Annotated in this window: 19 protein-coding genes and 3 pseudogenes; 11 read left to right on the forward strand and 11 right to left on the reverse strand. The window is 70.9% G+C overall.

Features of this window, described 5'->3' with window-relative positions; genetic code table 11:
- Window positions 1–91 precede the first annotated feature (91 nt).
- From Srubr_RS02520 to Srubr_RS02530, 3 genes are all read right to left on the reverse strand, one after another.
- The gene (locus Srubr_RS02520; protein ID WP_189993234.1) at window positions 92–1282 is read right to left on the reverse strand and encodes a carboxylate-amine ligase; all 1191 of its coding nucleotides are present in this window, start codon (window positions 1280–1282) and stop codon (window positions 92–94) included.
- A 271-nt stretch (window positions 1283–1553) separates the two neighbouring features.
- Window positions 1554–1901, reverse strand: a complete 348-nt coding sequence (locus Srubr_RS02525; protein WP_189993236.1) for a GNAT family N-acetyltransferase — start codon at window positions 1899–1901, stop codon at window positions 1554–1556.
- Window positions 1898–2893: a pirin family protein gene (locus Srubr_RS02530; RefSeq protein ID WP_189993238.1), complete on the reverse strand. Its 996-nt coding sequence runs from the start codon at window positions 2891–2893 to the stop codon at window positions 1898–1900. The genes Srubr_RS02525 and Srubr_RS02530 overlap by 4 nt, the downstream gene beginning before the upstream one ends.
- A 95-nt stretch (window positions 2894–2988) precedes the next feature.
- On the opposite strand from Srubr_RS02530, the gene Srubr_RS02535 reads away from it, so the two are divergent.
- Entirely contained in the window at window positions 2989–3486 is a 498-nt protein-coding gene (locus tag Srubr_RS02535; RefSeq protein ID WP_189993240.1) for a carboxymuconolactone decarboxylase family protein, read from the forward strand.
- 635 nt (window positions 3487–4121) lie between these two features.
- Entirely contained in the window at window positions 4122–4838 is a 717-nt protein-coding gene (locus Srubr_RS02540; protein WP_189993683.1) for an MIP family channel protein, read from the forward strand.
- A gap of 168 nt (window positions 4839–5006) precedes the next feature.
- Here the strand turns inward: Srubr_RS02540 and Srubr_RS02545 are convergent, their stop codons facing one another.
- A complete protein-coding gene (locus Srubr_RS02545) occupies window positions 5007–5192 on the reverse strand; it encodes a hypothetical protein (protein WP_189993242.1) in 186 nt (61 codons plus the stop codon).
- Between the two features lie 344 nt (window positions 5193–5536).
- On the opposite strand from Srubr_RS02545, the gene Srubr_RS02550 reads away from it, so the two are divergent.
- The 3 genes from Srubr_RS02550 to Srubr_RS02560 all read left to right on the forward strand — a co-directional run bounded on the left by Srubr_RS02550 (window position 5537) and on the right by Srubr_RS02560 (window position 8455).
- Complete coding sequence (locus Srubr_RS02550) at window positions 5537–6010, forward strand: MarR family winged helix-turn-helix transcriptional regulator (protein ID WP_189993244.1); 474 nt, start codon at window positions 5537–5539, stop codon at window positions 6008–6010.
- A gap of 206 nt (window positions 6011–6216) precedes the next feature.
- Complete coding sequence (locus tag Srubr_RS02555; protein WP_229926593.1) at window positions 6217–7809, forward strand: MFS transporter; 1593 nt, start codon at window positions 6217–6219, stop codon at window positions 7807–7809.
- Window positions 7810–8260: 451 nt separating this feature from the next.
- On the forward strand, window positions 8261–8455 hold the full coding sequence (locus Srubr_RS02560; RefSeq protein ID WP_189993246.1) for a VOC family protein: 195 nt from the start codon (window positions 8261–8263) through the stop codon (window positions 8453–8455).
- Between the two features lie 300 nt (window positions 8456–8755).
- Here the strand turns inward: Srubr_RS02560 and Srubr_RS02565 are convergent, their stop codons facing one another.
- Window positions 8756–10861 (reverse strand): eCIS core domain-containing protein, encoded by a 2106-nt coding sequence (locus tag Srubr_RS02565; protein ID WP_189993248.1) that lies wholly within the window; start codon window positions 10859–10861, stop codon window positions 8756–8758.
- Between the two features lie 615 nt (window positions 10862–11476).
- Here Srubr_RS02565 and Srubr_RS02570 point away from each other — a divergent pair.
- A pseudogene (locus Srubr_RS02570) lies at window positions 11477–11716 on the forward strand (inositol monophosphatase family protein); the annotation flags it as partial.
- Window positions 11670–12107 carry a Tn3 family transposase gene (locus Srubr_RS02575; protein ID WP_268257576.1) on the forward strand — a complete coding sequence of 146 codons (438 nt, stop codon included), beginning with the start codon at window positions 11670–11672 and terminating at the stop codon, window positions 12105–12107. The pseudogene Srubr_RS02570 and the gene Srubr_RS02575, both read left to right, overlap by 47 nt.
- 2 nt (window positions 12108–12109) lie before the next feature.
- On the opposite strand, the gene Srubr_RS02580 is transcribed toward Srubr_RS02575, so the two are convergent.
- Window positions 12110–12802, reverse strand: coding sequence for a GntR family transcriptional regulator (locus Srubr_RS02580; protein WP_189993250.1), 693 nt, complete (start codon window positions 12800–12802; stop codon window positions 12110–12112).
- Window positions 12803–12900: 98 nt separating this feature from the next.
- Here Srubr_RS02580 and Srubr_RS02585 point away from each other — a divergent pair.
- From Srubr_RS02585 to Srubr_RS02600, 4 genes and pseudogenes are all read left to right on the forward strand, one after another.
- Window positions 12901–13433, forward strand: a pseudogene (locus Srubr_RS02585) (YbhB/YbcL family Raf kinase inhibitor-like protein).
- A 33-nt stretch (window positions 13434–13466) separates the two neighbouring features.
- Window positions 13467–14363, forward strand: coding sequence for an SCO6745 family protein (locus Srubr_RS02590; RefSeq protein ID WP_189993251.1), 897 nt, complete (start codon window positions 13467–13469; stop codon window positions 14361–14363).
- 536 nt (window positions 14364–14899) lie between these two features.
- On the forward strand, window positions 14900–16546 hold the full coding sequence (locus tag Srubr_RS02595) for a hypothetical protein (protein ID WP_189993253.1): 1647 nt from the start codon (window positions 14900–14902) through the stop codon (window positions 16544–16546).
- 276 nt (window positions 16547–16822) lie between these two features.
- A complete protein-coding gene (locus tag Srubr_RS02600) occupies window positions 16823–17365 on the forward strand; it encodes a hypothetical protein (RefSeq protein ID WP_189993255.1) in 543 nt (180 codons plus the stop codon).
- Between the two features lie 60 nt (window positions 17366–17425).
- Here the strand turns inward: Srubr_RS02600 and Srubr_RS02605 are convergent.
- The 5 genes and pseudogenes from Srubr_RS02605 to Srubr_RS02625 form a co-directional block, all read right to left on the reverse strand.
- Window positions 17426–17750, reverse strand: a pseudogene (locus tag Srubr_RS02605) (transposase); the annotation flags it as partial.
- Window positions 17751–18092: 342 nt separating this feature from the next.
- Entirely contained in the window at window positions 18093–20834 is a 2742-nt protein-coding gene (locus tag Srubr_RS02610; protein ID WP_189993257.1) for a pPIWI_RE module domain-containing protein, read from the reverse strand.
- 31 nt (window positions 20835–20865) lie between these two features.
- Complete coding sequence (locus tag Srubr_RS02615; RefSeq protein ID WP_189993259.1) at window positions 20866–24375, reverse strand: pPIWI_RE_Z domain-containing protein; 3510 nt, start codon at window positions 24373–24375, stop codon at window positions 20866–20868.
- A complete protein-coding gene (locus tag Srubr_RS02620; protein ID WP_189993261.1) occupies window positions 24368–25513 on the reverse strand; it encodes a pPIWI_RE_Y domain-containing protein in 1146 nt (381 codons plus the stop codon). Before Srubr_RS02620 ends, Srubr_RS02615 begins: the two co-directional genes overlap by 8 nt.
- Window positions 25510–26781, reverse strand: a complete 1272-nt coding sequence (locus Srubr_RS02625; protein WP_229926595.1) for a PD-(D/E)XK nuclease family protein — start codon at window positions 26779–26781, stop codon at window positions 25510–25512. Before Srubr_RS02625 ends, Srubr_RS02620 begins: the two co-directional genes overlap by 4 nt.
- Between the last annotated feature and the right edge of the window lie 2 nt (window positions 26782–26783).

Here is a 26783-nt window from a genome sequence, read left to right on the forward strand (position 1 = left end):
ACGGTGGTGCTTCTCCTTCGTGACGAGAGTGGGTACGGGAGGGGGCGCGTGCGTGGACACGAGTGCGCGGACACGGGGGTGCCGCGAGTGCTCAGCGGCCGGCGATTCCGGCCCGGCCGGCCCCGGAGGGGCGGGCGAGGGGCCGCCCGTGGGGGGCGAGGTTCCGGGCGGGAGCGGTGGGCCGGCGGCGCGGCTGGTCGTCGCCCCGGGTCTCCGCGATCACCAGATCGGTGCAGGCGAGCAGGTCCTCCTCCGCGGCGGTGCGGCGCATGCGGTGGGCGGCGCTGCCGGTCGCGAGGGCCCGTTCCGCGAGGTCCCGGACCGTGGTCCAGTCCCCGGCGGCCTCCAGCGCCGGGCGCACCCGTGCCAGCAGGCGCCGTACGACCTGCGCCGCGGGTGCCTCGTGCCGGGTCTCGGGATCGATCAGGGCGCCTTCCAGGCCCGACCGCGCGGCCCGCCAGGCGGCGGCGCGCAACCACTCGTGCCGTCCGGCGCAGCCGGGGGCGTCCGCCGCCTCCAGCCGCGCGCGGGCCTCGGTCACCAGGGCGCGGTAGAGCCCGGCGACCAGGACGACCGTCTCCGGCCGGGGGCAGGCGTCGCAGATGCGCAGTTCGAGGGTCTGCTGGTGGGCGGACGGCCGGATGTCGTGGTAGATCATGCCCGCGTCGCTGATGACACCCGAGTCGATCAGGCACCGCACGGCCGCGTCGTACTCGGCGGCGTCCGCGTAGCAGCCCGGCGGGCCCGCGGTGGGCCACCGCTGCCACACCATGGTCCGCCAGCTGTCGTAGCCGGTGTCGGCGCCCAGCCAGAAGGGGGAACTGGCCGACAGGGCCAGCAGGACGTGCAGCCAGGGGGACACCTCGCACATGAGGCGCACGGCCAGGTCGCGGTCGGGTACGTCGACGTGGACGTGGGTTCCGCAGATCAGCTGCTCGTCGGCGACCATGCGGTATTCGTCGACCATGTGGCGGTAGCGGGGCCCGGCGGTCGGGCGGGTGTCCTGCGTGCGGGCGAGCGGCACGGTACCGGCGGCCACCACGGCCAGCCCGTGGGCGCTCGCCGCGCCGTCGAGCCTGCGTCTGGCGCTGATCACGTCGTCGTACAGGCCGGCGAGGGACGCGTGCACACCGCTGTTCGTCTCGACGGCCGCCTGCTGCAGTTCGGTCGTGAAGGTCTCTGCGGGGAGCGTTTCCAGCACGGTGTCGGCTCGGGGTGCGAGCAGGCCCGTCTCCACCTCGACGATGTGGAATTCCTCTTCCACTCCGATGCGAACGGTCACGGCACTCCTCAGGTGACGGGCAGACGCTGACTGCCTCGGCCGGTGATCGACCCGCCCCGCCGGTCCGCCGGAGCGAGGCTGTGCACCTCCGACTTCCCACCAGACCCATTGCTAAGCAGGACCGCTCCTCGGAGCGGGGTGACCTCACAGATGAGCGCTACAGTGGGCGCACAGGTACGTGTGCCGACACGTGCCCCTCCCCGCCGCACACGAGGAGGCACACCGCCGAGCGGCGACCGCTGTCGTCACCCGGCCCTCCGCGGGCGGTGCGTCACCTCGGCTGCGCCTCGATCCACCGCGTCACGTCCGGTGTCACGGGGTCGGTGATGTCCGCGAACTCCTCGTGCCGCTCCAGGAACGCCTTGACGTACGGGCAGACGGGGACCACCCGTCTGCCCGTTTCCCGCACGTCACCCAGGGCCTCGCGGACGAGCCGGGACGCCAGTCCCCGGCCGGAGAACTCCTCGAAGATCTTGGTGTGGTAGAAGACCCGCTGCCGTTCACCGCGGTCCCGGTAGGCCGTGAAGCCGGCGGTTCGGCCGTCGGCCGCTATCTCGTAGCGGAACCGGTCCGGCACGTGGCGGACGGTGGGAACGGCGGAGGACGCCTGCTCTGTCATCGCGCGTCCTTCGTGGCCGGAGCGGGGTTCCGGCGCGGGGTGAGGGTGGCGTTGGGCAGCGCCGGGGCGGGCAGACGGTCTCCCGGATATCCCTCGACCCCGCCGAAGCGGTCGGAGGCGTTCTCCCAGTCCTCGCGTGCCCGGACGATGTCGTCGTGGGTGCGGCCGACGAAGTTCCACCACATCACGATCTCCTCGCCGAAGGGGGGTCCGCCCAGCAGTACCAGCCGTGCGGTGCCGGGTCCCTCGTTCACGACGGTGAGCTCGGCACGTCCGGGGGCGGCGTAGCCGAGTTCGGCCGGCTTCAGGGCCGTGCCGTCCAGACGGACGTCACCGCTGTCCACCAAGAGGCCGTGCTCAAACTCCGGGTCGACGCCGAGGGTCACCGTGGCGCCCGGGTCCACGGACAGTTCCGCACCGAGCAGGGGCGTGAAGGTGCGCACCGGTGAGGTGTCGCCGGCGAGTGTGCCGAGGAAGACCCGGGCCGTGCCGCCGTCGAGCCGCACCGGGCCGGGTACGTAGTGCTGGAAGTCCCGGGCGGCGTGACGGTGTTCGCCGGGCAGCGCCACCCACAGCTGGACGCCGTGCAGGATCGTCGTGCGCGGGGTGGACACCTCCGTGTGGCTGATCCCGAACCCGCCGGTCATGAGGTTCAGCTCACCGGGCCTGACCAAGGCGTGACTGCCGAGGCTGTCACGGTGTTCGATCTCCCCGCTGAAGAGCCAGCTGACCGTCTGCAGACCCGTGTGCGGGTGCGGTGCGACGTCCATGCCGCCCGTCGCGGACACGTCGTCGGGGCCGTAGTGGTCGGCGAAGCACCACGCTCCGATCAGCGTGCGGGCGCGCTGGGGCAGGGTGCGCCGCACCGGCATGGCCCGCGGGCCGCCGAGCGGGACCTGCCGGGCGGTGAGTACCTCGACGGCCGGGGACGGCCCGTCGCCGGCCGGTCCGCCGCATTTCAACTCGGCGGGTTGCGTTTCGGTGTTGCTCACGGTTCCGGCCCTCTCCCCAAAGAATGTTTGAGTTTCAACAACTATGCGTCGATCATAGAGCGGGCGGCGAATGATCGCTCGACGAAGGAGACGACATGACCGAGACGGCGGCGGCGGGAACCGGCAACCGGGTCTTCATCGACAAGCAGCACCCCGACGCCTACCGCGCGCTCGCCGCGACGGCGCAGGCCGCGAAGGACGCGGCGGCCGCGGCCGGGCTCGACCGGACCCTCGTGGAACTGGTCAACCTGCGCGTGTCCCAGCTCAACGCCTGCGCCTACTGCCTCGATCTGCATACCCGCGCCGCCCTGCGAGCGGGCGAGACCACCCAGCGGCTGGGCGTCCTGGCGGCCTGGCGCGACACCGAGCTGTTCACCCCCCGGGAACGCGCCGCCCTCGCCCTGGCCGAGGCCACCACCCGCCCCGCCGACGCCGACGCCCAGACCACGGCCTACGCGGAAGCCCGCGCCACGCTCTCCGACGACGAGATCTCCGCGGTGATCTGGGTCGCGATCACCATGAACGCGTTCAACCGGGTGTCGGTCATGAGCAAGCACCCGGTCCGTGAGAGCCCGGCGGTTCCCGTGCGGTGATCCGCGCACGACCGCGGCCCGTCTCTCCTGGACGTTCGACGTGGTCGCCTCGGCGACGCGCCCGCTGCGCGCTTTCCTCGACGTGCTCCCGCACCACCTTTGACGCGACCGTGTCTTGCGAGCGGGCGTCGTCCGCGAGGGGAACGACACGCACGGCGTCCCCGGCCGCCTCCGCGGAGTCCGGAGGCCGTCTGCAGCCGGTGCCACCGGTGAGCCTGTTCCGGTTCGTTCTGGTCGAGGTCTCGGACATCACGGCGATCGCGGGCCACGCGGCGCACGGCCTGGGCGCGGCCCTGCCGCCCCCGGCTGCATCGGAGCCGTGGTTCCCGGCCGGCCCGTCTCCGGAGGGCACGAGGTGACCGCCGGGGGACGGCTCTCGTCGGTGCCCCCACCTCCACGACGCCCCGGGCACACCGGCGGCCCCGCCGCGGAGCCGCCCGCGCCGCTGGACGGGTCGGCCCGCCGAAGCCGCACGCGCTGCCGTCGCGAGGTGACCGAGGAAGGGCCGGCGAGGTCCGTCCGTCACTCGTTCGGCCCCGTGTCACGGCCCTCCGACGGGCGCGCGTACCCCGTACGGCCCAGGCTTCCTTACGACGCGACTGAAATCGACGTAGGTGAGGGTGGTGGCGATGGCGATGCGTACGCGGGCGTTGGTGTCGGAGTTCCTCGGGACTCTGCTTCTGGTCTTCTTCGCCGTGGGCTGCGCGGTTCTGGCGGTCAGGTTCATCGGCACCCAGGGGGTCGCGCTGGCCTTCGGCTTCGTGCTGCTCGCCCTCGCCTACGCGCTCGGACCGATCTCAGGGTGCCACGTCAACCCGGCGGTGACCCTGGGCATGCTGTGCGCCCGCCGCATCGACGTGGCCACCGCAATCGGCTACTGGATCGCGCAGTTCGTCGGCGGCATCGCCGGGGCGGCCCTGCTCTTCCTGCTCGCCAAGCAGGTGCCCGGCTTCCAAGCCGCCGGTGCCTTCGGCAGCAACGGCTACGGGGACCGGTCCGATGTGCGCATCAACACCGGCGGCGCGTTCCTCGCCGAGGTCGTCCTGACCTTCCTCCTCGTGTTCGTGGTGCTCGGGGTGACGCACCGGGTCGCGGTCGTCGGCTTCGACGGCCTGCCGATCGGCATCGCCCTCGCCGTCATCCACCTCATCGGCATCCCGCTGACCGGTACGTCGGTCAATCCGGCGCGCAGCCTCGGCCCGGCCCTGTTCGCCGGTGGTGCCGCGCTGTCGCAGCTGTGGCTGTTCATCGTCGCGCCGCTGGTCGGCGGCCTGCTCGCGGCGCTCGTCCACCGCCTGACGCACCCGGCGGGCGAGGAGCGGACGATCGCCGACGAGGTGGCGGCGGCCTGAGGCCCCGTCAGCCGGGCAGCTCCGCTCTCCCTTCCGGGGCGGGCGGAGTGGAGCCCGGCTCGGTCATCCCTCGACCCGCTGCATCGCCTCCGCGTCCGCGGCTCTGATCAGGACCACCGTGGCGAAATGCCGGGCGATGCGGCGGGGCATGGAGCGGCCGCCCGGTTCTCACCGGGCGGTGGGAAGCTGCCTGGGCTCGAAGACGTTCTGCGGTGCACCCAGCGGGGAGGCCGACATCCGGGGCAGTACCTGCGCCAGGTCGCGACGTATGCGGTCGGCTTCACCGCGGACCTGGACGGGGATGTCGCCGCGTTCGGCGACGAGGCGGTCGTAGACGGGAGTCTCCTGGAACACAGTGGGACGGTTTCCCTTCAGTGGACGGCTGGCCGGACGGTCGCAGCATACGGGTTGCATGCTCATGACTGTCCACGGCGGACGGGCCGTTGCGGCGTTGCCCGACCGAGCCCCGAAGGCAGACTTACGCGGGGTGAGCGCTCATGGCGCGCCGGGAACGACGCACACCGCACAGCATCCGACCTGCGACCCATCCTCGCCGTTCCGGGAGACAGACCCGCCGTGGGGGACTGCAGGACCGGCCCGCTGGACGCCGAACGCCGCTCCGGCCCGGCCCACGGAGGGCGTTCGGGGGTCATATAGGTATCTTGACATAGCTATAACCATGGACCTACGATGCTCTCATGCTCGAGACCAGTGCGTCCGCCCAGGACATCGACCGCGTAGCCGCCGGGCTCGTGGCGTGTCTGCCCGCGCTGGCCCGGGCCATGGAGCGGCGGATCGGCCCGGAGTTTCCGCATCCGAAGCCGCCGGAGGCGCAGCTCGCACTGCTGCGTCATGTCGCGTCCCATGACGGCGTCACCGTCCGCAGGGCGGCAGAGGCTCTGCTGATGAAGCCCAACAACGTCAGCGCCCTGGTCACCCAGCTGACCGAGCAGGGCCTGCTGGAGCGCCGGCAGGACCCCGAGGACAAGCGCATCGCGCATCTGCACCTCACCGCAGCCTCCCGGCAGCAGCTGGCGGAGGTCCAGCGCCTCATGGGCGAACAGGTCGCCCGGGTGCTGCACACGATGACCGACGGCGAGCTCGACGCCCTCGGCTCGGCGCTGTCCTCCCTGCAGGAGCTGAACGAGCGCCTTCACCCGGCCATCGGCTGACCGCGTACGGGCCCGGCCCGTACGCGGCACCGGCGGGTGCCCGTCTACGCCTTTTCCGCCTTCCACACCTTCTCTCACTCTCTCTCCCGGCCGTGTCCGGTCGCACCCGCGCCGGACACGGCCGGTCATCCTGCGCGGACGCGCACAGGCGTACGCCGCAGTCCGTCCCTTCACCTCCCCCTGTCTGATCGAGGAATCACCCGCGCATGCCCCCCGAAGTACTGAACTCCACTGCCCCGCACGATCGTTCGGCGCGCACGACAGAACCGAGCGGCCGCCGGGCCAACCCGTGGCTGACCCTCGTCGCCGTCGCCTTCGGCCTGTTCATGGTCGGCCTGGACGGCTCGGTCGTCTCGATCGCCAACCCGGAGATCGGCCGGGACCTGAACGCCTCCACCGCCGACCTGCAGTGGGTCACCAACGCCTACCTGCTCGCCCTCGCCGCCGCCCTCATCCTGGGCGGCAAGCTCGGTGACCGCTTCGGCCGCCGCACCTTCTACTTGATCGGCGTCGCCGGCTTCACCCTCGCCTCCGTCGCCATCGGCGTGGCCGGGTCCATCGAAGGCGTCATCGTCTTCCGCGCCTTCCAGGGCTTCTTCGGGGCGCTGCTGATGCCCAACACCCTCGGCATGCTGCGCGCCGTCTTCCCGCCGAAGAAGTTCGGCATGGCCGTGGGCATCTGGGCCATGGTGTCGTCGGTCTCGACGGCGCTCGGTCCGATCGTGGGCGGTCTGCTCGTCGAGCACGTCGACTGGGAGTCGGTCTTCTACATCAACGCCCCCATCGGCGTCATCGCGCTTGCCTTCAGCATGGCGGTCCTGCCGCAGACCAAGAACACCGCGGCGGCGCGGGAGAAGTTCGACATCCCCGGCGTCGTGCTGCTCGCGCTCGGCCTGCTCGCCGTCGTCTTCGGTGTCGTCAAGGGCGAGACGTGGGGCTGGACCTCGGCAGGCACCCTGGGCGCCATCGGCGCGGGCGCCGCGATCCTGCTGTTCTTCGGCTGGTACGAGACCCGCGTGGCGCACCCGCTGCTGCCCATGCGTCTCTTCCGCAACCCGGCGCTGACCATCGGTACCGTCATCACCGCGCTGAACTTCTTCATCCTGCTCGGCGTGATCTTCTTCGTGATGCTGTACCTGCAGAACGTGCGGGGCTTCACGCCCGTCGAGGCCGGCGTGCGCACCCTGCCGCTCAGCCTGGCCTCCGTGGTCGCCTCTCCGCTGGGCGCCGCGCTCACCGAGCGGTTCGGCCCGCGCCTGACGATGCCGCTCGGCATGGCCCTCCAGGCCGTCGCCTGCTTCACGATGCTCGGCTGGGGCGCGCACTCCTCGTACGCCGTGATGTGGCCGCCGTTCATCGCGCTCGGCCTCGGCGTCGGCATGGTGATGGCGTCCTCGTCCGACGCCATCGTCGGCAACGCTCCGGTCAAGGACGGCGGGGTCGCGGGTGGTCTGCAGGCCACCGCCCTGCAGGTCGGCGGCGCGCTCGGCACGTCCGTCCTGGTCTCCCTCATCAGCGGCCGGGTCGGCTCGACCCTGAACGGGGAGCTGGTCTCCTCCGGCGTGCCCGCCGGTGCGGCCGGTGAACTGTCGGAGGCGAGCGACGCGGTGGCCATGGGTGTCGCCCCGGTCTCCGGCGACATGCCCGCCTCGTTCAAGTCGGCGGTCGTCGAGGGCAGCCACCAGGCGTTCATGAACGGCGTCCACAGCGCCGTGCTGGTCTCCGGCGTCCTGTGTGTGGTCGGCGCCCTGCTCGCTGTCGTGGGCGTACGGCGCAGCCCGGAGACGGCCCGTCACTGAGTCCTGCGAGCCCCGGCGGGCCGACGGCCGGCGCGTGCCCGCTTGCTCGGTCCTCAAGAGGTGCCGCTGGGGTGCGGAGGTCGGCCGACCCGCGGTGCGCGACGTCGAGAAGCGTCGCGCACCTGACTGCCACCAGGGCCGGCGTGCCGGGCGCCTCAGGAGGATGGGCCGTGATCGCGTCGGTCACCTCTGCCGTGGCCGCCTCCAATGCCAGGGCAAAGACACTCACCGAGACCGGTCCCATGCCGAGCGCCTCCGCTCCCGTCACCGAACGCCCTGTGCAGAGCAGTTCGCGCGCCCGCGCCGGACCGGTCAACAGGGCGAGACGGCCGGCGAAACTCGACGGACAAAGATGCCCCAGCGGGCGACGGGCATGCCAGGAGCGCGCCGTCCGCGGCGATCCGCAGATCGCAGGCGCAGGCCAGTTGGCAGCCGGCCCCGACGGCAGCGCGTGCGCCACATCGCCTTCAAGGTCGAGGCGGCGGCCCAGGAAGCCATACGCGAGCGCGTCACGGCGGCCGGCCATGCGGAGACGAACGCCCACGTGGTCGACCACGGGTACTGCGTCTCGCTGTACATCACGGACCCCAACGGACTGATACTGGAGTTCGCTGTCGACCACACCAGCAACAACCGCCGGCGCTGACCACCCGTCCGGCGATGACCGTGCCGGACCGGCCGCACGACTGATCACACTGCCGAAACCCGCCGAGGCCCACCGTTCGCGCTGAAAACAGGCGGCCAGGCGGAGCCGCTGGTTCCGGCCGGCGTCAGCCCGCGGAGTCGGCGCCGGCGCCGGGAGAGCGGCGCGGGGGCGCGGACGGCCCCGCGGTACCACGTGCCCTCGTTCCTGTTGCAGAGCCCGGGTTGGCGGCCGTGCGGGTAGGCGCGCACCTCGGCCTCGGTCGAGGGCCCGCGTTGCCGGGTCAGCAGGTGCTGCACTGGGTCAGCGGGGGCCGGGCACGTAGTGCTCCGGTCGGTCAGCGGGATAGACAGCTGCGAATGCTTGGTCACTTCGCGAGTTGGTTTTCACGGTGATGCGGTCGCGGGCTATGCCCTGGCGCACCAGTTCGGTGACGACGGCTTCGGCGCGCTTCTCGGCCAGGTTCCTGAGCGCGAAGGTACCGCCGCGGGCGTGTCCTTCGACGACGATCGGCGCTGACGACTGCCGCCACATCTCGGCTGTCCGTTGCAGCTGGCTCTTGCTGAGCGACGTCAGAGTGTCCGAGTGTTCCTCGAAGCGCAGGTGAGGGATGCTGGTGGTGGCGACGGTCATCGGGTTGAGGGCGTCGTCGCGGTTCTTCGCGTGGAAACTGCGTTCGCCTCCCGGCTCGTACATTCTGAAGTACCACATGTCGCCCATCGCGGACTTGGTTTCCTGCTCCAGCAGCCTCCGGGCTACCTGCCTGGCTTCTTCGGCCGGCATGACCTTGCCCGGGTTTGCCTCTACGTAGGCCTGGGCCGTCTGCTTGGCCGCCTCCTGCAGGAGTTCTTCCATCAGCGCTGAGCGGTTGAAGTTCTCCATGGTGATCTGGTCGGCGCCATCACTGCTCTGCGCCACCAGCGTGGCGTAGTGGTAGGACCAGATTCGTCCGGTGTGGACCCGGTTGCGGGAGTAGTCGAATGTGTCTTTCTCTCCGGGGCTGGTCCGGGAACCGATGGTCTGTGTGGTCAGTGCCTCGCCGACCTGGCCTCGGGCGTGTTCGTTGATACCGATGGCATGCTCTTGTTGCCGGAGCCGCTGGTTGCGGAGGCTGGTGCCGTAGGCCTCGCCGGGGGCTACGGTCGGGTCGCCTGTCTGGACGGCGCGTGCTGCCTGCTCGGGAGTCATCGGCGGCTTGGAGGAGGTCAACGCGTCGGCGAGTCGTGGCAGTGAGGCGCCGCGGGTGCCGATGGGCGCGGTGACGCCCTTCCCGTCGGGGCCGCGGAAGATCCCCTGATCGAGCAGGCGTCCGCTGGTCAGTTTCTCCGCGACCTCGACGCACTCGTTCTGCACCAGGTGCATGAACTTGGTGAGGACTACTTCGTCCCGGTCCCCTGCGGCCCGGGGCCGCACCACGCTGAGCCGGTTCCCGTTCGAACTGGTCAGGGAATGACCGCCCTTGGCCAGGCGGACATAGCTGCCCGCTTCCGCGAGAGCCTTGTTGGCCGCGTCGAGGACGGCAGCGGTGGCGTAGAACTCCTTGGCGCCGAACTGAGAGTTCATGGCCACTGTCTGATCGTTGGACCAGGACAGGGTTACCGGTTCTGCCGCCGCTCCGTACCGGCTGAGGCCGCCCTGGAACTCGCCCTGTTCATCGAGCCGCACGGTGACCACGGGTTGATTCACGGCGAAGGCCGGAAGCTGATCGCCGGAAGCCTCGTCGTACTGGGGCGCGGCCGGGTTGTCCGGATCGTTCGCATAGCGCTGCAGGCGGGGTTCGGACGCTACGCCGGCGGTGGTACCGTGCCGCACGCCCGCGCCCTCTCCCTGGACGCTGCTGGGGCCGCCCGAACTCATCCGCTCAGAGTTCGCGTCCGCTTCACGTTCCTCCGCGTCGCCCGTGTGCGTCATGGAGAACCCACCGCCCGTCGGATGCCCGACCGAGGGCTTCTGCTGGTTGCGCACCGCGTGAGTGAGTTCATGGTCCAGCGTCTTGCTGTCCCAGCCCCCTCTGCCGATCACGATGTCCTGGTTGACCGTGAACGCTCGTGCCTGGACGGCGGCGGCAGCCCGCTCCGCGGCCGCACCGCTGTGCAACCGGACGCCGGAGAGGTCGGCCTGGAACTGCTCCTCTTTACGGGCCAGCGTCGACGGGTCAAGTGGACGGCCGGGCGCACGCAGACCAGCCTCTACATCGGAGCGGTCAGGGGTGCGCTGAACGGCATCCTCATGCCCGCGCTCACCGCTGTCCGCACTCTCTTCCTCGCCGCGGTCCCGGCGCATCATCCGCAGTACGGCCTGGTTACCGATGCCGGCCTGCAGCCCCAGCAACCCGCCTGGAGCGGCAGCGCGTAAGTTCCTGTCCTGGCCGCCCGACGAGGCAGGTCGCTTCCCCTGATGAAGACGCATGTGACGCTCCTTGGCTGAGGACCGGCGTACTGAAACGTCAACACAATTGGATCGCGTCCAAAACCCGCCGCCTGACGACTCCCGCGCCGGAGGCGCCCCACCTCAGGCCGCTCACCTGCCGCGTTGCACTTTCCACACCTCGTCCATGCAAGGAACTCTGCCGCGAAGGGCAGCCGCGCCGCCCTTCGCGGCAGGCATGACGAGCGTGAGGGGTGCGGCCCTGCAAACCCTTATGCGCACAGAGATGCACATGGCACCGGTACGTCGTCTGCCGGCACGGCGGCCCGCAGTACGACGAATCCGCACACCCAGCCGTAACCGAACTGCTGCACGCGCCGCACGGGTCGCCTAGATCCCCTGCTGCCGTTACGGCTCCGTGTGGGAGAGGTGCGGCACACGCCCGTGAACACGACTCCCCCGTCGCCTGCTTCACCGTCGCGGACGTCATCCCGTCGCCCGCCGGGAGGCCGAGCGACAGCAGGGCCGGCTGCCGAGCCTTCTGTGGTCTCTGCCGTCCCAGCAGATCGACGTGAATGACAACGGCCCCCCTGGCCAGTAGTGCTTTGACCGGGTTGGTTCGCCGGGCGGCAGGTTCGCCTCGATAATCTGCACGGCATGGACGACTCGTACGCGAGGTCCGACGATGCGGCAGTCGCGATAGCCGGGGCGCGAGCCGGCGCGCACGTGGTCCGCGACATGTACGGCCAGCGGCTCAGCCGCGTCGACAAGGGGGCCGGGGACTTTGCCACCGCCGCCGATGTGGAGGCCGAGCAGATGATCCTCGGTGTCATCCGTGCCGCACGGCCGGATGACGCGGTGCTCGGCGAGGAAGGAGGGCAGCAGGGCGCAGCCGAGGTTGGTGCTGCGACCCCATGGGGTTCGCCGGCTGGGTCAGGCTGCGGCTTGGAGGGGGCCTGCCGCCCCAGAGGACGAGAAGGGGCCGTACCTGGCGCCGGTGCTGTCGGCCAAGACGATCGACTGGGATCTGTTCCGCCAGCAGTACGACCACATCGTGAAGTACACCACCGCCCTGCGCTTGGGCACCGCCGAGGCCGAGCAATTCCTGCGCCGCTTCACCCGCGGCGGGCCCGAGCACCCCACCTACCGCGCAATCGAGGAACGTGGGCGGGCGGTGCGTACGGCGTTCATGTGCGACTGCCTCGCCGATGCCGGCCCGCGGGCCCTGCCCCCGCCGTTCTGGGCCCACGTGAACCCCTACGGCCGGTTCGAGCTGGACATGACGTAAGCCTAGGTGGCCTGGCCTGAATCGTCGGTCAGAGCGGCCGCGGTCAAGGTGAGGTGCCGGACCAGGACCGCGGCCGCGGTGTCGGCGTCGCGGGCCAGCACCGCCTCCTCCAGCCTGCGGTGTTCCTGGGCGCCGTCCCGGCCGGGGTTGCGGTGCGCCGACCAGCGGCGGGCCAGCTCACTCGCGGTCCACAACCGGTCGAAGGTTTCCAGCAGTGCGCGGTTGCCACACCCCTCCAGCAGCGTGCGGTGGAAGACTCTGTGCGCTTCGGCCCACGCGGCGGTGTAGTACTCGCCCTCCTCCGGCGCGTACGCCGGAGTGCGTGCCAGACGATGGTGGGCGGCCCGCACGCGGGCCTCCCATTCGACGTCGCCGCGCTCGATGGACATGCGCAGCACCACCGGTTCGACGGTCCGGCGGGCTTCCGCGATCTCCTGCCAGCGGCGGTCGGAGAAGGATGGTACGGCGAAACCGCGGTTGGGCAGCCGGTCGGCGAGCCCCTCGCCGACCACCCGTACGAGCGCCTCGCGCACCACGGCCAGGCTCACGCCCTGTTCCTTGGCCAGGTCCTGCGGCTTGAGAGGGGCGCCAGGGGGGTGGTCCCCGCGCATGATCGCGTCTCGAAGGTGTGCGTACACCTGCTCGGAGAGCATCTGCTTCCCCGGCGGGGTCGAGGAGTGCGCCGTCTGCGTCATGAGCCCACCCTAGACGATCCCTTGGATAATCGATTATCTGTGTTACCGTCGATTCTCCAGTAGATCAGGACACGCTCGTCCGGAAAGGACCGACCGCTGTGCCTGCCCACGACCCCTTCGCCCGCCTCCCCGAGGCGGCCTCGTCCACCGTCACCAGCACCACCGTCACCGACGGCGCCGCATGGCCGCCCGAGCAGCACTCCCCCGGCCTGCCCGGCGGGAGGACACTCCCCACAGCTGTCCTGGAGCGGCACCCCGGACGGCACCAGGAGCCATGCCGTCACCGTCTACGACCCCGGCGCCCCCACCGGGTCCGGGTTCCGGCACCGGGCGGTCGCCGACATCCCCGCCACGGCCACCGAGCCGCCCGAGGTCGCCGACGATGACACCGGCTCACAACTACCCGCAGCTGCCTACCAGTTCCCCAACGACGCCCGCGTGGCCCACCACACCGGCGCCGCCCCGCCGGCCGGACACGGCCCGCACCGTCACTGCCTCGTCGTGCGCGCCCCCCACATCCCCTCGACAGGCGTCCCGGCCGACGCCACACCGGCCGTCCTCGGCTTCACCATGGCCGGTCGCACCCTTGGACGCACGGTGTTGGACCGCCACCGCCGCGACACCCGCCTGACAGCGCCACCCGACCCCCGGAGACACCACCGCCATGCACCTCGACGCCCTTCCCGACTCCGCCCGCCCCGGTGACGGCCCGATGGACCTGAACGCCGTCCGTGGCGTCAGCCGCGCCATCAGTGACGCCCACCTGTTCGTATACCTCGTCCCCGAGACCGCCGAGGAGGCGGCCGAGCTCGGCGTGACCGACCGCGGGCCGGCGTATCTGGCCTTCCGGTCGGCCGCGATGGGCGCAGTTCCGTGGCCGGTCACGCTCGCGGCCTTCTACAACTTCAGCCCGCGGGCAGTGCGGGCCATGGCGGGCGTATGGGACGTCGCGCCGCCCGAGCGGTGGCAGGCCGCCCGCTTCTCGGCCGTCGGCCGGGCGATGCGGCGCGTCGGCGTACATCTCACCGACGACCACCTTGCCGAGGCCCGCGCGCTGATCGACCCGGTCGTCACCGGTGCCGACTACGCCGGCAAGGTGCTGGCCGCCGCGAACGCCTCGGTCGCACTTCCCCCCGATCCTCTCGTCGCGCTCTGGCAGCAGATCACGGTGGCGCGCGAGTGGCGCGGCGACGCCCATCTCGTCGTACTCGCCGACAACGGCCTCGGGCCGTGCGACTGTCTCGTTCTGCACACCGCGACCGGCAGCCTCCCGGCAGCTCTGGCGCGAGCGACCCGCCAGTGGGACGACGAGGAGTGGAGCGCGGCGACGGCACGCCTCGTCGCGCGCGGCTGGCTCGACTCCCATGGCGTGATCACCGACGCCGGCACCGCGGCACGCGAGCGCATCGAAGTGGAAACGGACGAGCACTGCGCCGCACTATGGGCGCCGATCGGCAACGCGGGCGCCCGCCGTCTCGCCTCGCTCATCGCGCCGATCACCGACGCGTTCACCGCCGCGGGAACGTTCCAGGCCGTTCGCGGACACTCCGATCTCACCTGAACGGTCCTTCACCCGGGCTCATGACGACCCCTCAGCAGCCTCCCCCGGCCGACCGCGGGCCGGGCCGTCCGTGGCGGCCGGGCACCTCGCCTCCGGCGCCGGTCGTACCGAACCGGCCGAGCGCGGACATCCGCATCGGTTACGCCAGCTGCTCGGCCCTCCCGGCCGGCGAAGTCCCGGAACCCGCCTCGCTGTCCCTGGCCGAGCGCCACTCTGATCACACGGAAGCTACTTGTCACTTCGCCGTAGCTCCGGGAGAACCGGATCACCACGCTCGCATCTGCCGCAGGGTCCACCGCGGCTGACCGGCTCCGAGCCCGCCATCGGCCTCCAGGGCCGAAGACCGATCGGGCGTGCGGTACGACATAGTGAGAGCCCCTGGACAATCAGCCGAATCCGGGGGCCTGGCGGATTCATCACCGCAAGACCTACCTTTCTCACCGGCCACCTCGGGCTGCTCTGCCGCGGGACTCCACGGCAGGCCCTGCGCCGTCCGGTGGCTGCCCGTACCAACACCTTCGAGGGAAGGGCGTCGCATGAGCCGACTGTCATCACGCGCACGCCTGGCCACCGGCACCGCGCTGGCCGGCGCGTTGATGTCCGCACTCCTCCCCCTCGGGGGCACGGCTGCGGCGGTGGTCGCGGACGATCCCGTCCCGGTGCACGAGGGCATGCCCGACGACGGCTTCGCCGATGAGCACGGGGGTGAGCAGGACGACACGGTCGGCTCCGGCGGCACCCCGTCGGTCACTGCTTCCGAGCCGGCCGATCCGGTGCCCGGGCGGCCGGGCGACTTCCGGCTCGCCGGCGGCTCCGACCTCACGGGCCTGGTGAACCGGCTGGACGCCGCGCTGCCCAAGCAGGGACTGACCGAGCTGCTGGAGCAGGCCAACCGGTCCGCCGGCCGGGACGGCGACTGCGGCGCCACCGGTATCTACGGCCCTGATCTGCTGGTCACCGACCGGGTGTGCTGGGAGAACGACGACGCCACCTCCACGGAGTGGGTCCCGCAGGCGATCACCGGTGTCTCCGACGCGCAGGAGGACGAGGACTGGGGCACCTCGAACGCCGAGCCGATCGCGGTCGGCTGGTACGACGCGCGAAATCCCGGCCGCAGCGATCAGGTCTCGGGCCGGGAGGACTGCCTGGAGGCGAGCGCGTCCGACGCCTGCAACGAGAAGGGAGTCCGCGTCACCTTCTTCAACCAGGCCACCAAGAAGTACCGGCACGTCCTGCTGGTGTGGCCGTACGTCAACTCCAAGGAACACATCTCCTTCGACGCGCTGCACGCCCGGGAGGGCAAGTGCACCGGCCCGGTCACCGCGAGCTGCAAGGCACAGAACGGCATCCACGCGGGCGGCATGGTCTGGTACGGCAACCACCTGTACGTCGCGGACACGGCCAACGGTCTGCGCGTGTTCGACCTGCGCCGGATCATGGACCTCAACCCGGACGGTGACCCGGCAACCAACGACCCCACACCCGACGGCCTGGTCAGTGACGTACAGGACAAGAAGCGCGTCGGCCGGCAGAGCAATGTCTGGTACGGCTACGGCTACCGCTACGTCATGCCGCAGGTCGCGACGCTGACGTTCACGACGGCGAGGAACACCGGCGACACCAGCAAGAACCAGTGCTACACCACCGGCCGGCCCAAAGCCTCGTACGTCTCCCTGGACCGCACGGGCACGGATCACCTGGTGCTGGGCGAGTACTGCAACCTCAACGGCGGCGGCACGAGCCCGGGCCGGGTGGGCACCTACCCCATGACGGCACTCACCGCGGCCGTGGAGGGCGCGCCCGGCACGGTCGCGGACGCCGACCTGGCCTACGGCCTGCCGACGGGCGGATCGTTCGGCGGCGAGCCGCTGTGGCACAAGATCCAGGGGGCCCTGCGGTACGAGGGCAAGTGGTACTTCCACCGCAGCAACGCCTATGACAACGGTCGCCTGCTCCAGGCCACCGTGCGCACGGTCGACGGCACAGATCGGCTGACCGGCACCGAGAAGGCACTCCAGAGCTCCTTCGGGCCGGAGGACCTGTACCTGGCCCACGGGCGCGGCGACGGCAAGGCTTCCCGGCTGTGGTCGCTGAGCGAACACGCACCGAGCGCCTGCGGGCTCTGTGAACGAGAGGTGTACAGCTACGACATGGGCGAGGTGGTCGCCGACTTCGGCTCCTGATCCTGTGGCCGGCCTCCGAGCGCTTGCCGCAGGACGGCGAGCGTGTGAGTTCCGTGCGCGGTTGCCGCGGCAGGCGAGCCGGTGCCCCACCTCGCTTGCCGACACGGGCTGCGCTGTCCGGCGAGCAGTTCGGCACCTTGTGGTCACAGATATCACTCACGGTAGTGAATCGCCGTAGATCGTCCTGCCTCAGGCCGTCGGCGTCTGTATCTGTTGTCCCGGACCGGCAACCAACCACCAACCTCCGCGGTCCACCACCTGAAGGGACAACTCGCCATGTCAACACACCGTTTGGCCCGCGTGATCGCGGTGGCGGTCGCCGCGGCAGCCCTGAGCGGCTCCGCGGTCCACGCCACCGCGGCCGCGGACACCCGTGCCGCCACGGCCCGGCAGATCCTGCGCACCAGTGGCATCTCCTTAGCCACCGCTCACCCGGGAGGCACCCACGCGGGCTCCACTGCCAAGGCGAACATCACCGACACCGCCAACGGCAAGGGCGCCCTTACGAGTCCATGGGGGCACACGCCGAACCGTCGCGTGGCCCTGGACCCCGGCCTGCTCAACGGGCTGCTGAAGCTGAACACCCAGTACAAGTACCGCATCACCGTGTCGGAGATCGTCGGAGGCAAACACAGCGCCAGGTCCCGCCACTACGTGGGCAAGGCGATCGACATCAGCCACATCAACGGGAAGCACGTCGGGGCGGGCGCCCCGCACAAGGCGCTGATGGCCGCCTGCCGCAAGCTGGGTGCCACGGAAGTCCTCGGCCCGGGCAACGCCGGGCACAGCAGGCACGTGCACTGCGCCTGGCCCCGCTGAACACCGCCGTACGCGCCTGACGGGCGCGTTCTCGCAGCCGCCGGGCACCAGCGAGTCCGCTCACTGGTGGCCCGGCGCCGACAGCGGCTGAGAAGGAACCGGGCCCGGTGGTCTCCTCACTGTCGCCGTGCGGGGGCTCGAACCGGTGAGGCGGCGGGCCATGAGGTCGGTCATGGCAAGGTGGTTCATGGTTTCGGAGCGGGCGGGCAGAGTCTCGTGGTCGCGGGCCAGGCGGCGGTGGAGCATCAGCCACCCATAGGTCCGCTCCACGGTCCAGCGCTTCGGCAGCGGAGTGAATCCCCTGGTTCCGGGTGTGCGTTGGACGATGTGCATGTCGATTCCGAGGCTGCGCGGCGTACTCGACGAGGTGCTGGCGGTAGCCACCGGCACGAGCCTGAAAGAAGTGAGCGTCACGAGCGTCATTTCAGCGTAAATAATGACCACACCGCACATAATGCGCGCACCGGCAAAACCACAGGTCAGGACCCCTTCGCGGCCGGTCCGAGGATCGCGACGCACACCTGACCTGCGGTTTTCTCTGAGTCCACCCGGCGTCACGGCGGACGCCCAGTGATCCCAGCAAGGAGTGCACCAGACGCCGTCCCCGCGGTCAGGTTCAGGCTTCGGCGCTCACACGAGGGAAGCATTGATCCATATCAGCGTCGATCGTTTGGGACGCCCCATTCAGGCGGCACCTCGCTCAGGAAGCGGATGACGTACTCCCCGCTTACTTCGTTCCGGCCACCGGAAGCACGTACTCACCGGCGAGACGCGCCAAGTGCAGCGGGAGAGGCCGGGCGAGCGGCGGGTAGTCGTCGTGGTAACGCAGCTGGTGCGCGAGCGTCGCCCACTCCGCCGGCCGGTCGGGCGGGTCACCCGCACGCCCCGAGTCCGTCAGCGCCTTCTCCGACAGACAGCCGAGCACGGTGATCTCCAGTTGCCCGGGGTTCCACGCGGTCTTCCCGGGCGCTGTCCGGCCCTGTGCCGTGGGCACCAGCTTCATGAGCCCCTTCGGCAGTTTCGCCACCGTGTGCGGCTTCGAGGCCGTACTCGCGAAGACACGGCCCTCCGTATCCGCCGTCCCCCACACACCCTCGGCGAAGCCGACCCCGTCCTCGGTGTCGTGGGCGTACCACTCCGCCACTTCACCCCGGGCGTTGGCGTCCCGTACGAGCAGCACCCGCAGGTCGTGGCCGTAGAGCGTGTGCCGCTGGGCGGGTTCGGCCCCGAAGCCGAGCATGTCGCGGTCCAGTGCACCGTTGCGCAGGCCAGGCCAGCACTGGCGCAGATTTCCGGCGTCCGCCAGCAGCAGCGTCGGGCGGTCGCGGAGCTGGAAGAGCAGTGCCCGGATCTGCCGCTCGGTCTCCCGCTGCCTGCCCTGCTCCACGCCCGGGCGGGCAGTGGGCCGGGATCCTCCCGGGGCTGCCGAGTCATCGACGAGCTTCCCCGTGCCGGTCTCCTTCCCGCCGCTCGCCGCCGGTTCCCGTGCCTGGGAGAGCAGCAGCAACAGCTTCGGATACGGCACCCATTCGGCTCGTTCTACGTCCCACCCTTCGATGACGCCCGGTCCGTCCCCGGGGCGCACCCGCACCGCCACCAGCCGGTGGGCGGGGCATCGCGTGGGCCCCTTCCTGGTGTGGCGTACGAGCCAGAGCGCCGCGTACTGAAGGTCGCCCGGAATGCCGGCTCCCACCCGATGGGCGGGCGGGCTGATCGCGCCCAGCTGCCGGAAGGCGTCCAGCCAGGTCCACCTGGCCCGGTGTTCCAGAGCGCTGTCGGTGTCGTCGGGCGAGGTCACGAACTGGGTCAGCCGTCCCTGCCGTGCCCAGGCGATGCGCAGCGCGTGCTTGGGGTCGGAGTCCGGGACGGCGGCGAAGCGCTCCTTGCCGGCGATCTCCGTGATCACGACTCCGGCCCCGCCGAGGAGCGGGTCCGCCCGGTCCGCCACGAGCCCGCAGCGCCCTTCGATGGCCTCGGCCAGCCGGACGGCCCTGAGGCGCCCGCGGGCTCGGGTGGCCGGCAGGGCGTCGGCCAAGGGGCCCGCGGGCCGGGCCCGGACGCGGATGTCGACCCCCTCGCACTGCCACTGCCAGGTCTCCCCGTCGGCCGACGGCACTTGCTGCCCGGCAGGAAGACCAATGAGCTTGGGCAGCTCGGCGAGCAGCGCCGCACGGGTTTCCGGGGATTGCCAGAAGACATCGATCTCCAGGGGGCGGCCGTTCAGTGCGCGTGTCAGCGCCGCCCGCCGTTGCAGAGCCAGCTGGGCGTCGCGGACGCCCGGGACGCGTCCGGCGCCGGAACGGGGGAGCAGGGAGGGTGTGTTGCTCCGGGAGACGCGCGTGAGGTCGGGGACCCGGGTCAGCAGGGGGCGCAGCCCTTCCTCGACCCAGGCGTCCAGGTCCGCCCGCTCCCGTGGCATCAGCCCGGGTCCGACCTCGTGCGGGCCGATCGACGGGTGGTAGACGATGCCGGCGGCCACGTCCCCGGAACCGTTGATCCAGCGTTCGGGGTCGGAGAAGAGCGCTTCGGGCCGGGGATAGTTGCGCACGATGTCCAGCTCGGGCACGAGCGGTGCGGGGCTGTGCCAACGCCAGGCCAGTTCCTTCGTCCGCCGGTCGTAGCCCAGCGTGTTCACCATCAGCCGGTGGCCCCGGTCCGGCCCTTCCGGCCATGGCAGTGGAGCGTCGAGCAGGACGGTCGTACCGCCGAGCTGGTGGGGGCGTACGTCCAGTCGGGTGGCCCACCGGCGTACCTGGGTGGACACATGGACGCGGAACCGCGGGGCGAACGGCACGGTGTGGACGGTGATGGTGAGGCAGGCCGAGTAGTACCAGGTCTGCCGACGGCGCTCGTATCGCTGAGGCGGCCAGGAGACGAGTCGCGCGCCGTCACCCGAGCTCTCGACGCGGAAGTGGAGTGTGGTGCCGCCCGTGCGGAACGTCCGGGCGGCCAGCCGGAAGGCGATCCACTCGGGCAGCAGGCTGTAGAGCCGCGCGGCGGGTTCGGCGGTTCCGCCCGCCGAGAGCACACTCTCGGCGAGGTCGACCGGTTCCGTCTCCCAGTGGGGCAGACGTACCGTCTCGGCCGGGTCACCGGAGCGGAGCCTCTCTTCGAGATCGGCGCCCTCCGAGTCGTCGTCCTCCCGGTGCATGCCCGCCGCCCAAGCTCCAACCACCGGGGCCAGCACGTCCGGCGGGACGGCTTCCCGCGCGTAGAGCCACGGCAGACGGCCGTCCGTCCCGGCGTTGCGGCCGGTCGCGATGACGCCTGGCGCCATCGCCTGGAGCAGGGAGTTGAGCCTGCGCACGGGGAGCCGGTGGGGGTGGACGGAGTTCTTGTCCGCCTCGGCATGCATCCCGGTGAGCTCGGCGTGCAGGTCCTCGCCGAGCCGCAGCACTTTCATCTCCTCCCGCCAGGGTCCGTGGAGCGGATCGGGTTCGTAGGCCGCGACGCGAATGTGGTGGTACACGGAATTACCTCCTGGGACAGGGGTTCGGCCCTTACGGGTGGGCGGGTACGGCGGCGAGCAGGCGGGTGAGCATGCTGCGCAGTGGCGCGTACAGGGCGCGGACGATGAACTGCTCCTCCGCGGTCGTCGTGCCGCCGTCGAAATACGGGTCCAGGACGGCGAGGACGCTGTGCAGCAGACTGGATTTAGGGGTGTCGGGCCGCGCCGGTACGGCGCCGCGGTTGGGGGCGAAGGCGGCGTCGACGAAGACCACCCGGGCCGGTACGCCACCGCGTACCAGTCGCCCGATCACCTGCCACAACAGGACCAGCATGTCCCAGGTGACCTGCTCCCGTACGTCGTCGTCGAGACGGCTCCACGCCATGGAACGGGCGAGTACCCGGTACCAGTACGAACGGGCGAGGCGACGGAACTCCTCCGCTCCTTCCTCGACGGTGGGTTTTCCCTGCACCAGGGTGGCGAAGTCACCACCGGTGACGGCGCGGACGACCCAGTCGTTGACGGCGTTGACGGCCAGGTGGAGGTCCTCTGGGTGCGGATGGGGCCGTGCCAGGAAGTAGACCGTGCCGATGGCCGCCTCGTCGTCCTTGTTGAGGATGTTGTGGCCGCGTTCCAGCGCGAGTAGGGGCGCCACCAGGATGTCCGCCTTGAGGTCCTTCAGGCGCTCGACGTCGCCCCGGCGCAGTGATCGGGCGTGATAGGCGGACGGCGCCTCGTCCTCCGCGGTGATCTCCTCGTCGTCCGACACCAGGCACAGCACCTTGTTGCGCCAGCGGACGTTGAGGTTGTGCAGTGTGTCGGCCACCACACGTGCCTCGGCATAGCTGCCGACCAGCAGCAGGATCTGGTCGCGCCCTGGAGGAAGAGAGAGCAACTCCTGCTGGAGCGGACCACCGCCAGTGACCTCGTACTCGTCTCCGCCCTCACCCAGATGGCACGCGATGCGGCGCAGCTTCTCCGGGCGGTCGTCCGGGTGGGTTCCCGACATGCGCAGTTTCTCGTCGCCGTCGTCGATGAACTCGAAGCGCATAGAGCTCTCGTTGGCGATGCGTTCGGTCACCTCGGCCGGCGGTTCGATGACCACACCGACCGGGACGCAGACGTGGTAGCGGCTGGACGCGCCCGCCCAGCTGCTGCCCGACATGAGCAGCAAGTGGGCACCGGGCCTGCCGTCTACGGAGGTGAGATCGGGGATGGCGCGAAGCAGTTCACGTCCGACGCCGCTGCACCGGAAGAAAGTCAGTTCGCCGCTGCGGACTCCGCCCTTGTCCTCACCCGGAACCCGGAACTGGAAGCCGAGCACATTGCCCATCGGGGCCTCGGGCACCATCGGGCCGTAGTCGAGCGGCCGGCGGTACATCGTGTTGAAGCCCAGGCTGAGGGCGGCCTCGACACGGGGCCACATGGCGTTGATCATGGCGAGCCGTGGTTCCAGGGCGCTGAGCAACAGTGTGAACTCGAAGCGCTCCGCGAGTTGCTGCCGCCATTCCTCGGGAGTCTGGGGCGGAGGCTTGGGCTTCCTGCGGCGCCCGCGCTTCTTCTTCTGTTCCTCCTCCTCGCGCCGCCACTCGTCGTACGCCTCTTGGTACTTCCGCTGCCGGGCAGCCATGTATTTCGGGTCGATGGCGAAGACCTCGTCCATGACCTCGGTGAGGCGGCGCCGGGTGTTCTCCGGGTTTCCGGTGTGGAGCAGTTCGTTGAGGAGGGCGGTCAGCCGGCTGAAGTCCTCCTCCGTCCTGCGGTGACGGTCACCGAAGGGGTTGTCCCGGAACGCGTCGAGCAGTTTCCCGAGAGCCTCGCGGGGGGCGTGATGGGGGTGGTCCGGACCGCTGTCGTCGGGGAGTTCGTAGCGTTCGTCGAGGAGCCCCAGCTGGAGCGTCCAGGCGCTGAAGTAGCCCGTCCGCACCCACTTGCGCAGCTCGTACCCGGCGACGAGCATCGCGTACAGCCGGTCGGTGGCCGCGCCTGCGGTGTTGAGGGCGGCGGCGAAGGTCTCGACGTCCCGTTCGGAGAGCTGGGTGCGTCCGCCGGCCGCGAGTTCCCGGATCTTGTGCCGGCTCAGCTGGTCGATGAGGCCCTTGTCCTCGTCGCTGGCGAGGACCACGGCGGGTGCGAAAGTGCGGTCGAGCTCCATCTGGACACGGTCGGCCTCGTCGATGATCACGAGGTCACTACGGCGGCAGGCGAGTTCGAGGAAGCGGATGCGCTCGCCGTTCTGCGAGCGGGGCGGCGAGGCGTCGATCAACCCGGCCGGCGTGGCCACCCAGATCAGGGCGCCGACCAGGGTCCGAGCTCCGTGGTGACGGGGACAGGCGGACCAGTACGGGCAGCTCGTCACCCTCTTCTGCCACGCGAAGTGCCGTCCGTCGCTCGGGTCACGCCGCGGGGCCGAGGGGGGTCGGAGCCGGGAGCAGGGTGCCTCACCGTAGGCGAGTGGTTCGGTCGTCGACGTGGCGCCCTGCCGTCTGACGTTGAGCAGGCAGGACGTGCCGAGGTAGGCGAAGGCGGGGTCGTCGTGGGCGAGCAGTCGGTGCTCGCCCCGGCCCGCCAGCCGACGGTGCAACCGCTGGGCGTGCCGCTCACGGCCCGAGGAGCCGAGCACGGGTGCGGCGGCGCCGTCGGTGTAGAGGTCGTAGAGCCGGACGAGCTTCAGCACCTCCGCGACATCGGTGACGACGATGGTGGTGCGCTTGCCTAGCTTGGCGAGATGGACGGCGATGATGTCGCGCAGTGTGCTCTTGCCTGCGCCGACGATGCCGAGCAGGTGCTGGATGCCATCGACCGTGAAGGTGAAGTCCTCGTCCTTCCTCGCCTTGTGGAAGGTTCCGTTCTCCTTGGTGGACAGGTCGAACGACCGAAGCCGCTCCAGCCACCGTGGTGCCCGGCCCTTGCCGGAGCGAGCGTGTTGGGCGTCCATCTCCGCCGCCGTGCGCTCCAGGTTCTCCCTGGTGAAGCTCAAGGGCTCGCCGCCACCGGCCGGTTCCAGGTCCATGTCGTGGGCGACGAGGGGGATACGGGGAACCGGCGGCAGGTCGACGACGGCCATGGTGCGACTGACGGGGAAGGCGTGCGGGCCCTGACCCGCGACCGGCAGGCGCCTGCCCGCCAGCGGCGGTGCGGCACGCAGCAGTTGCTCGTAGACGGAGAAGCGGTCACCGGCGACGGAGAGGCCGCGGCGGGCAGCGGGTGTCTCGGCGTCCGGTACGTCGTAGGCGCGCACCCTGGGGTCGAACCTCTGGTAGGTGTCCAGCGCCTCGAGCCAGGTACGGCTCCGGCGCAGCGTCCACAGCGAGTACCTGGCGATACGCAGGGTCTTCGCCGCATCGGATGGCAGCGGTGCCCGGTGCGCCTCGGCGAACCCGTACCCACTGAACAGCACCCAGGCGCTGCCCGCGGGGCTGCCCGGCATCATCTTCTGCTGGAGGTACAGGCCGAGTTCGACCTGGCAGAGGGCTTCCAGCGCGGGCTGGGGCACGGAGGACCCCAGAAATGCCTTGAGCGCGTTGAACACGTCGGTCAAGGGCGGGGTGATACTACGCATCGTCCTTCTCCTCTCGCCGGGGCTGTCCCAGGTCGGGCACGAGGTCCATGGGGGTGGTGAGCACCAGCCGGTCCCGCAGGAGCGCGGGAAGCGCATCGGTGAAGGCCTGCCGGTAGCCGTCCCGTCCGGCGAGCGCGTCGGGGACCACGACGAGGGTGCGGTCCGCGAGGGGTGTGTTGTCGGTGAGATGGGCTGCGAGGAGCGCCGGCTGCAGGCGGTCGTACACCTGGATGTCCACGATGCGGGGGCCGGTGTCCCTGAGCCGGTAGGCGGGCAGAGGACCGGGCAGGGGCTCGTACGCGACTTCGGCGCGCTCCAGTGCCTCCCGAGCGGCTTCGTCGGTGCGGTGCGGCAGTACGAGGTACCACCGCAGCGAGCGCTGCAGGATCCACGCCTGGTCCGGCTCACGGATGAGCCGCGGAGGGGCATCGCACGGGCAGTCCTCCCCCTCGCACCAGACTTCCGCGCCGGTGCCGGACGGTCCGGGTACGGGCACGGTACTGTCCCGGGGCAGCGCAGGGAGCCTGCACGAGGGGCAGTACAGGAAGTCTCCGTCGACGAGCAGGAACTCGGGCAACGGACCGTAGAGGCTCTTGACCCGGCTCCAGACGGCCCTGTTCCAACCCGGCGCGAAGCGGTCCTGCTGGTGGACGACCGGGTGACGCGCCAGGAACGCCCGGCACTGCCGGTAGCTCTCCTCCGTTCCACTCCGCGCGTGCAGGTCCCCGAGGAGCGCGCGGGCGCGGGCCGCCACGCCTCCGTCCGGTCCGTGCGAGGCCACCTCGAGACACGACCGGGTCGGCATCCGGCCGACCCGGTGCACCAGCGTGGTGCCCGGCGAGACCAGGGAGGAGGGGACCGCGAAGAGTGGGTCGTCGGACGGCCTGGTCTGGCACCACTCCCACAGCTCCGGAAGACTCCTCGGCGGCGCCTCCCCCGCGTCGAGGCAGCGCATCACCGTGTGATCCAGCGCCCGCTGGGCGAGGTCGGGATAGGGCAGGGTGAAGGAGCGCAGCCCTTGGACCTCGGAGAGAGCCGCCACCATGCGGGCGAGTTCGCCGAAGAGGTCGCTGCCCACGCCCTCGGGCGCCTCGCCGGCGTCCGGCCGATCGGCCCGGCCGGCCGAGGCCGCCCTCATGCCGCGGCCTCGCTGACGGACGACGCCGTACACCAGCGGGCCACTTCGCACCGCTCGCAGGAGCGTCCGGGCCGGGCCGCGTACTGGTCGTCCCCGTGCCAGTCGGCCACCATCGCCCGCAGTACCTTCTCGGCGGTGACCCGATTGGCCGGGGCGAAGGGATCGATGATCTCCAGGTCGGCGCCGCCGGGGCGCAGCACCTCCAGCTCGACCCGCGCGCGGAACGGATCACCGCCCAGGTCACCGCGGGCGATCAGCACGACGGCCAGGGCCAACTGCGGATAACGCTCCAGCAGGGGGCGGTCGGACCGCCGATCGGTGACGGAGGTCTTGGTCTCGCGCCACACCCATGACCCGGCATCCCGGTAGAGCAGGTCGGGCGCGGCCAGGACCACCACGTCGGCGGCTGTGTCGTGCCGCACCACCCGGGGCTCGGTCCGCACATCCGTACCGTCCCTGACGTACCGCAGCGGACAGACCGCGGCGTGTCGCCGCAACAGCAGGGCGCCGAGTGCGCGTTCGTGTGCGGGCAGGTCGAATCCCTCCGGTACCCACTCCTCGGGAACCTCGACCGTGCAGGGCCGAGGCGATCCGTGGGCGTGCCGTTCGGCGAGGTAGGCGTGCAGCGCCCGGCCGCGCTCGGCCGTCACCTCGCGTTCGACGGAATCCGCCGTGGGCAGGTGCAGCCGGCGCATATGGTCACGCGCCGGGCAGGCTCGGTAGGCCCGCCCGTTGGTGACCGACCAGGTGCGGCGGGGCCGGTCGTGCGCCTCGATGCCCAGCAGTCCGGGCGCTGTGCGCAGGGCCGGGCACACCGACAGGTAGGGGCATCCGCCACAGGCGGACCCCGGGCGGTATTCCCGTCCGTCCAGTACGCCGGCCAGGGCAGCGGGGCCGTGTTCGCGGTACCGGGCGCGCGCCTCTTCCCGGCTTCCCGCGAAGAGTTCCCGCGTACGGCCGTCGAAGAGCGCGAACTCCACGATCCGTACGTGCTCCGGCGGTGGTCCGGGGGCGCCCTCGGCCAGCACCAGGGCGACGGCCGCGGTGAACCCGTGGGGCGGCAGGTCCCGCAGGCGGTGCACGGGCAGACGAAGCTCGCGGTAGGCACCGTCGGGGGAGGCCAGGCAGCGGCCCCACACGGTGAGGCGGTACTCCTGGGCGTCGCGCGGGTCGGGACCGGACGGCCGGTAGCGGTACGTCCACGGCTCGGGCACCTCGTGCAGGGGGCGTTCCGGGTCGAGGGGGAAGGCCGCCTCGTACAACGTCACGC

The organism is Streptomyces rubradiris, assembly GCF_016860525.1.
GTDB classification, from domain to species: Bacteria; Actinomycetota; Actinomycetes; order Streptomycetales; family Streptomycetaceae; genus Streptomyces; species Streptomyces rubradiris.

What these genes read in the sequence shown, in the direction of transcription:
- Srubr_RS02535 (WP_189993240.1), top strand. Translation starts at nt 2,989, where the DNA reads ATGACCGAGACGGCGGCGGCGGGAACCGGCAACCGGGTCTTCATCGAC.
- Srubr_RS02565 (WP_189993248.1), bottom strand. Translation starts at nt 10,861, where the DNA reads ATGCGTCTTCATCAGGGGAAGCGACCTGCCTCGTCGGGCGGCCAGGAC.
- Srubr_RS02575 (WP_268257576.1), top strand. Translation starts at nt 11,670, where the DNA reads ATGACGCGGTGCTCGGCGAGGAAGGAGGGCAGCAGGGCGCAGCCGAGG.
- Srubr_RS02620 (WP_189993261.1), bottom strand. Translation starts at nt 25,513, where the DNA reads ATGAGGGCGGCCTCGGCCGGCCGGGCCGATCGGCCGGACGCCGGCGAG.
- Srubr_RS02600 (WP_189993255.1), top strand. Translation starts at nt 16,823, where the DNA reads ATGTCAACACACCGTTTGGCCCGCGTGATCGCGGTGGCGGTCGCCGCG.
- Srubr_RS02590 (WP_189993251.1), top strand. Translation starts at nt 13,467, where the DNA reads ATGCACCTCGACGCCCTTCCCGACTCCGCCCGCCCCGGTGACGGCCCG.
- Srubr_RS02550 (WP_189993244.1), top strand. Translation starts at nt 5,537, where the DNA reads ATGCTCGAGACCAGTGCGTCCGCCCAGGACATCGACCGCGTAGCCGCC.
- Srubr_RS02595 (WP_189993253.1), top strand. Translation starts at nt 14,900, where the DNA reads ATGAGCCGACTGTCATCACGCGCACGCCTGGCCACCGGCACCGCGCTG.
- Srubr_RS02525 (WP_189993236.1), bottom strand. Translation starts at nt 1,901, where the DNA reads ATGACAGAGCAGGCGTCCTCCGCCGTTCCCACCGTCCGCCACGTGCCG.
- Srubr_RS02615 (WP_189993259.1), bottom strand. Translation starts at nt 24,375, where the DNA reads ATGCGTAGTATCACCCCGCCCTTGACCGACGTGTTCAACGCGCTCAAG.
- Srubr_RS02580 (WP_189993250.1), bottom strand. Translation starts at nt 12,802, where the DNA reads ATGACGCAGACGGCGCACTCCTCGACCCCGCCGGGGAAGCAGATGCTC.
- Srubr_RS02555 (WP_229926593.1), top strand. Translation starts at nt 6,217, where the DNA reads ATGCCCCCCGAAGTACTGAACTCCACTGCCCCGCACGATCGTTCGGCG.
- Srubr_RS02540 (WP_189993683.1), top strand. Translation starts at nt 4,122, where the DNA reads ATGCGTACGCGGGCGTTGGTGTCGGAGTTCCTCGGGACTCTGCTTCTG.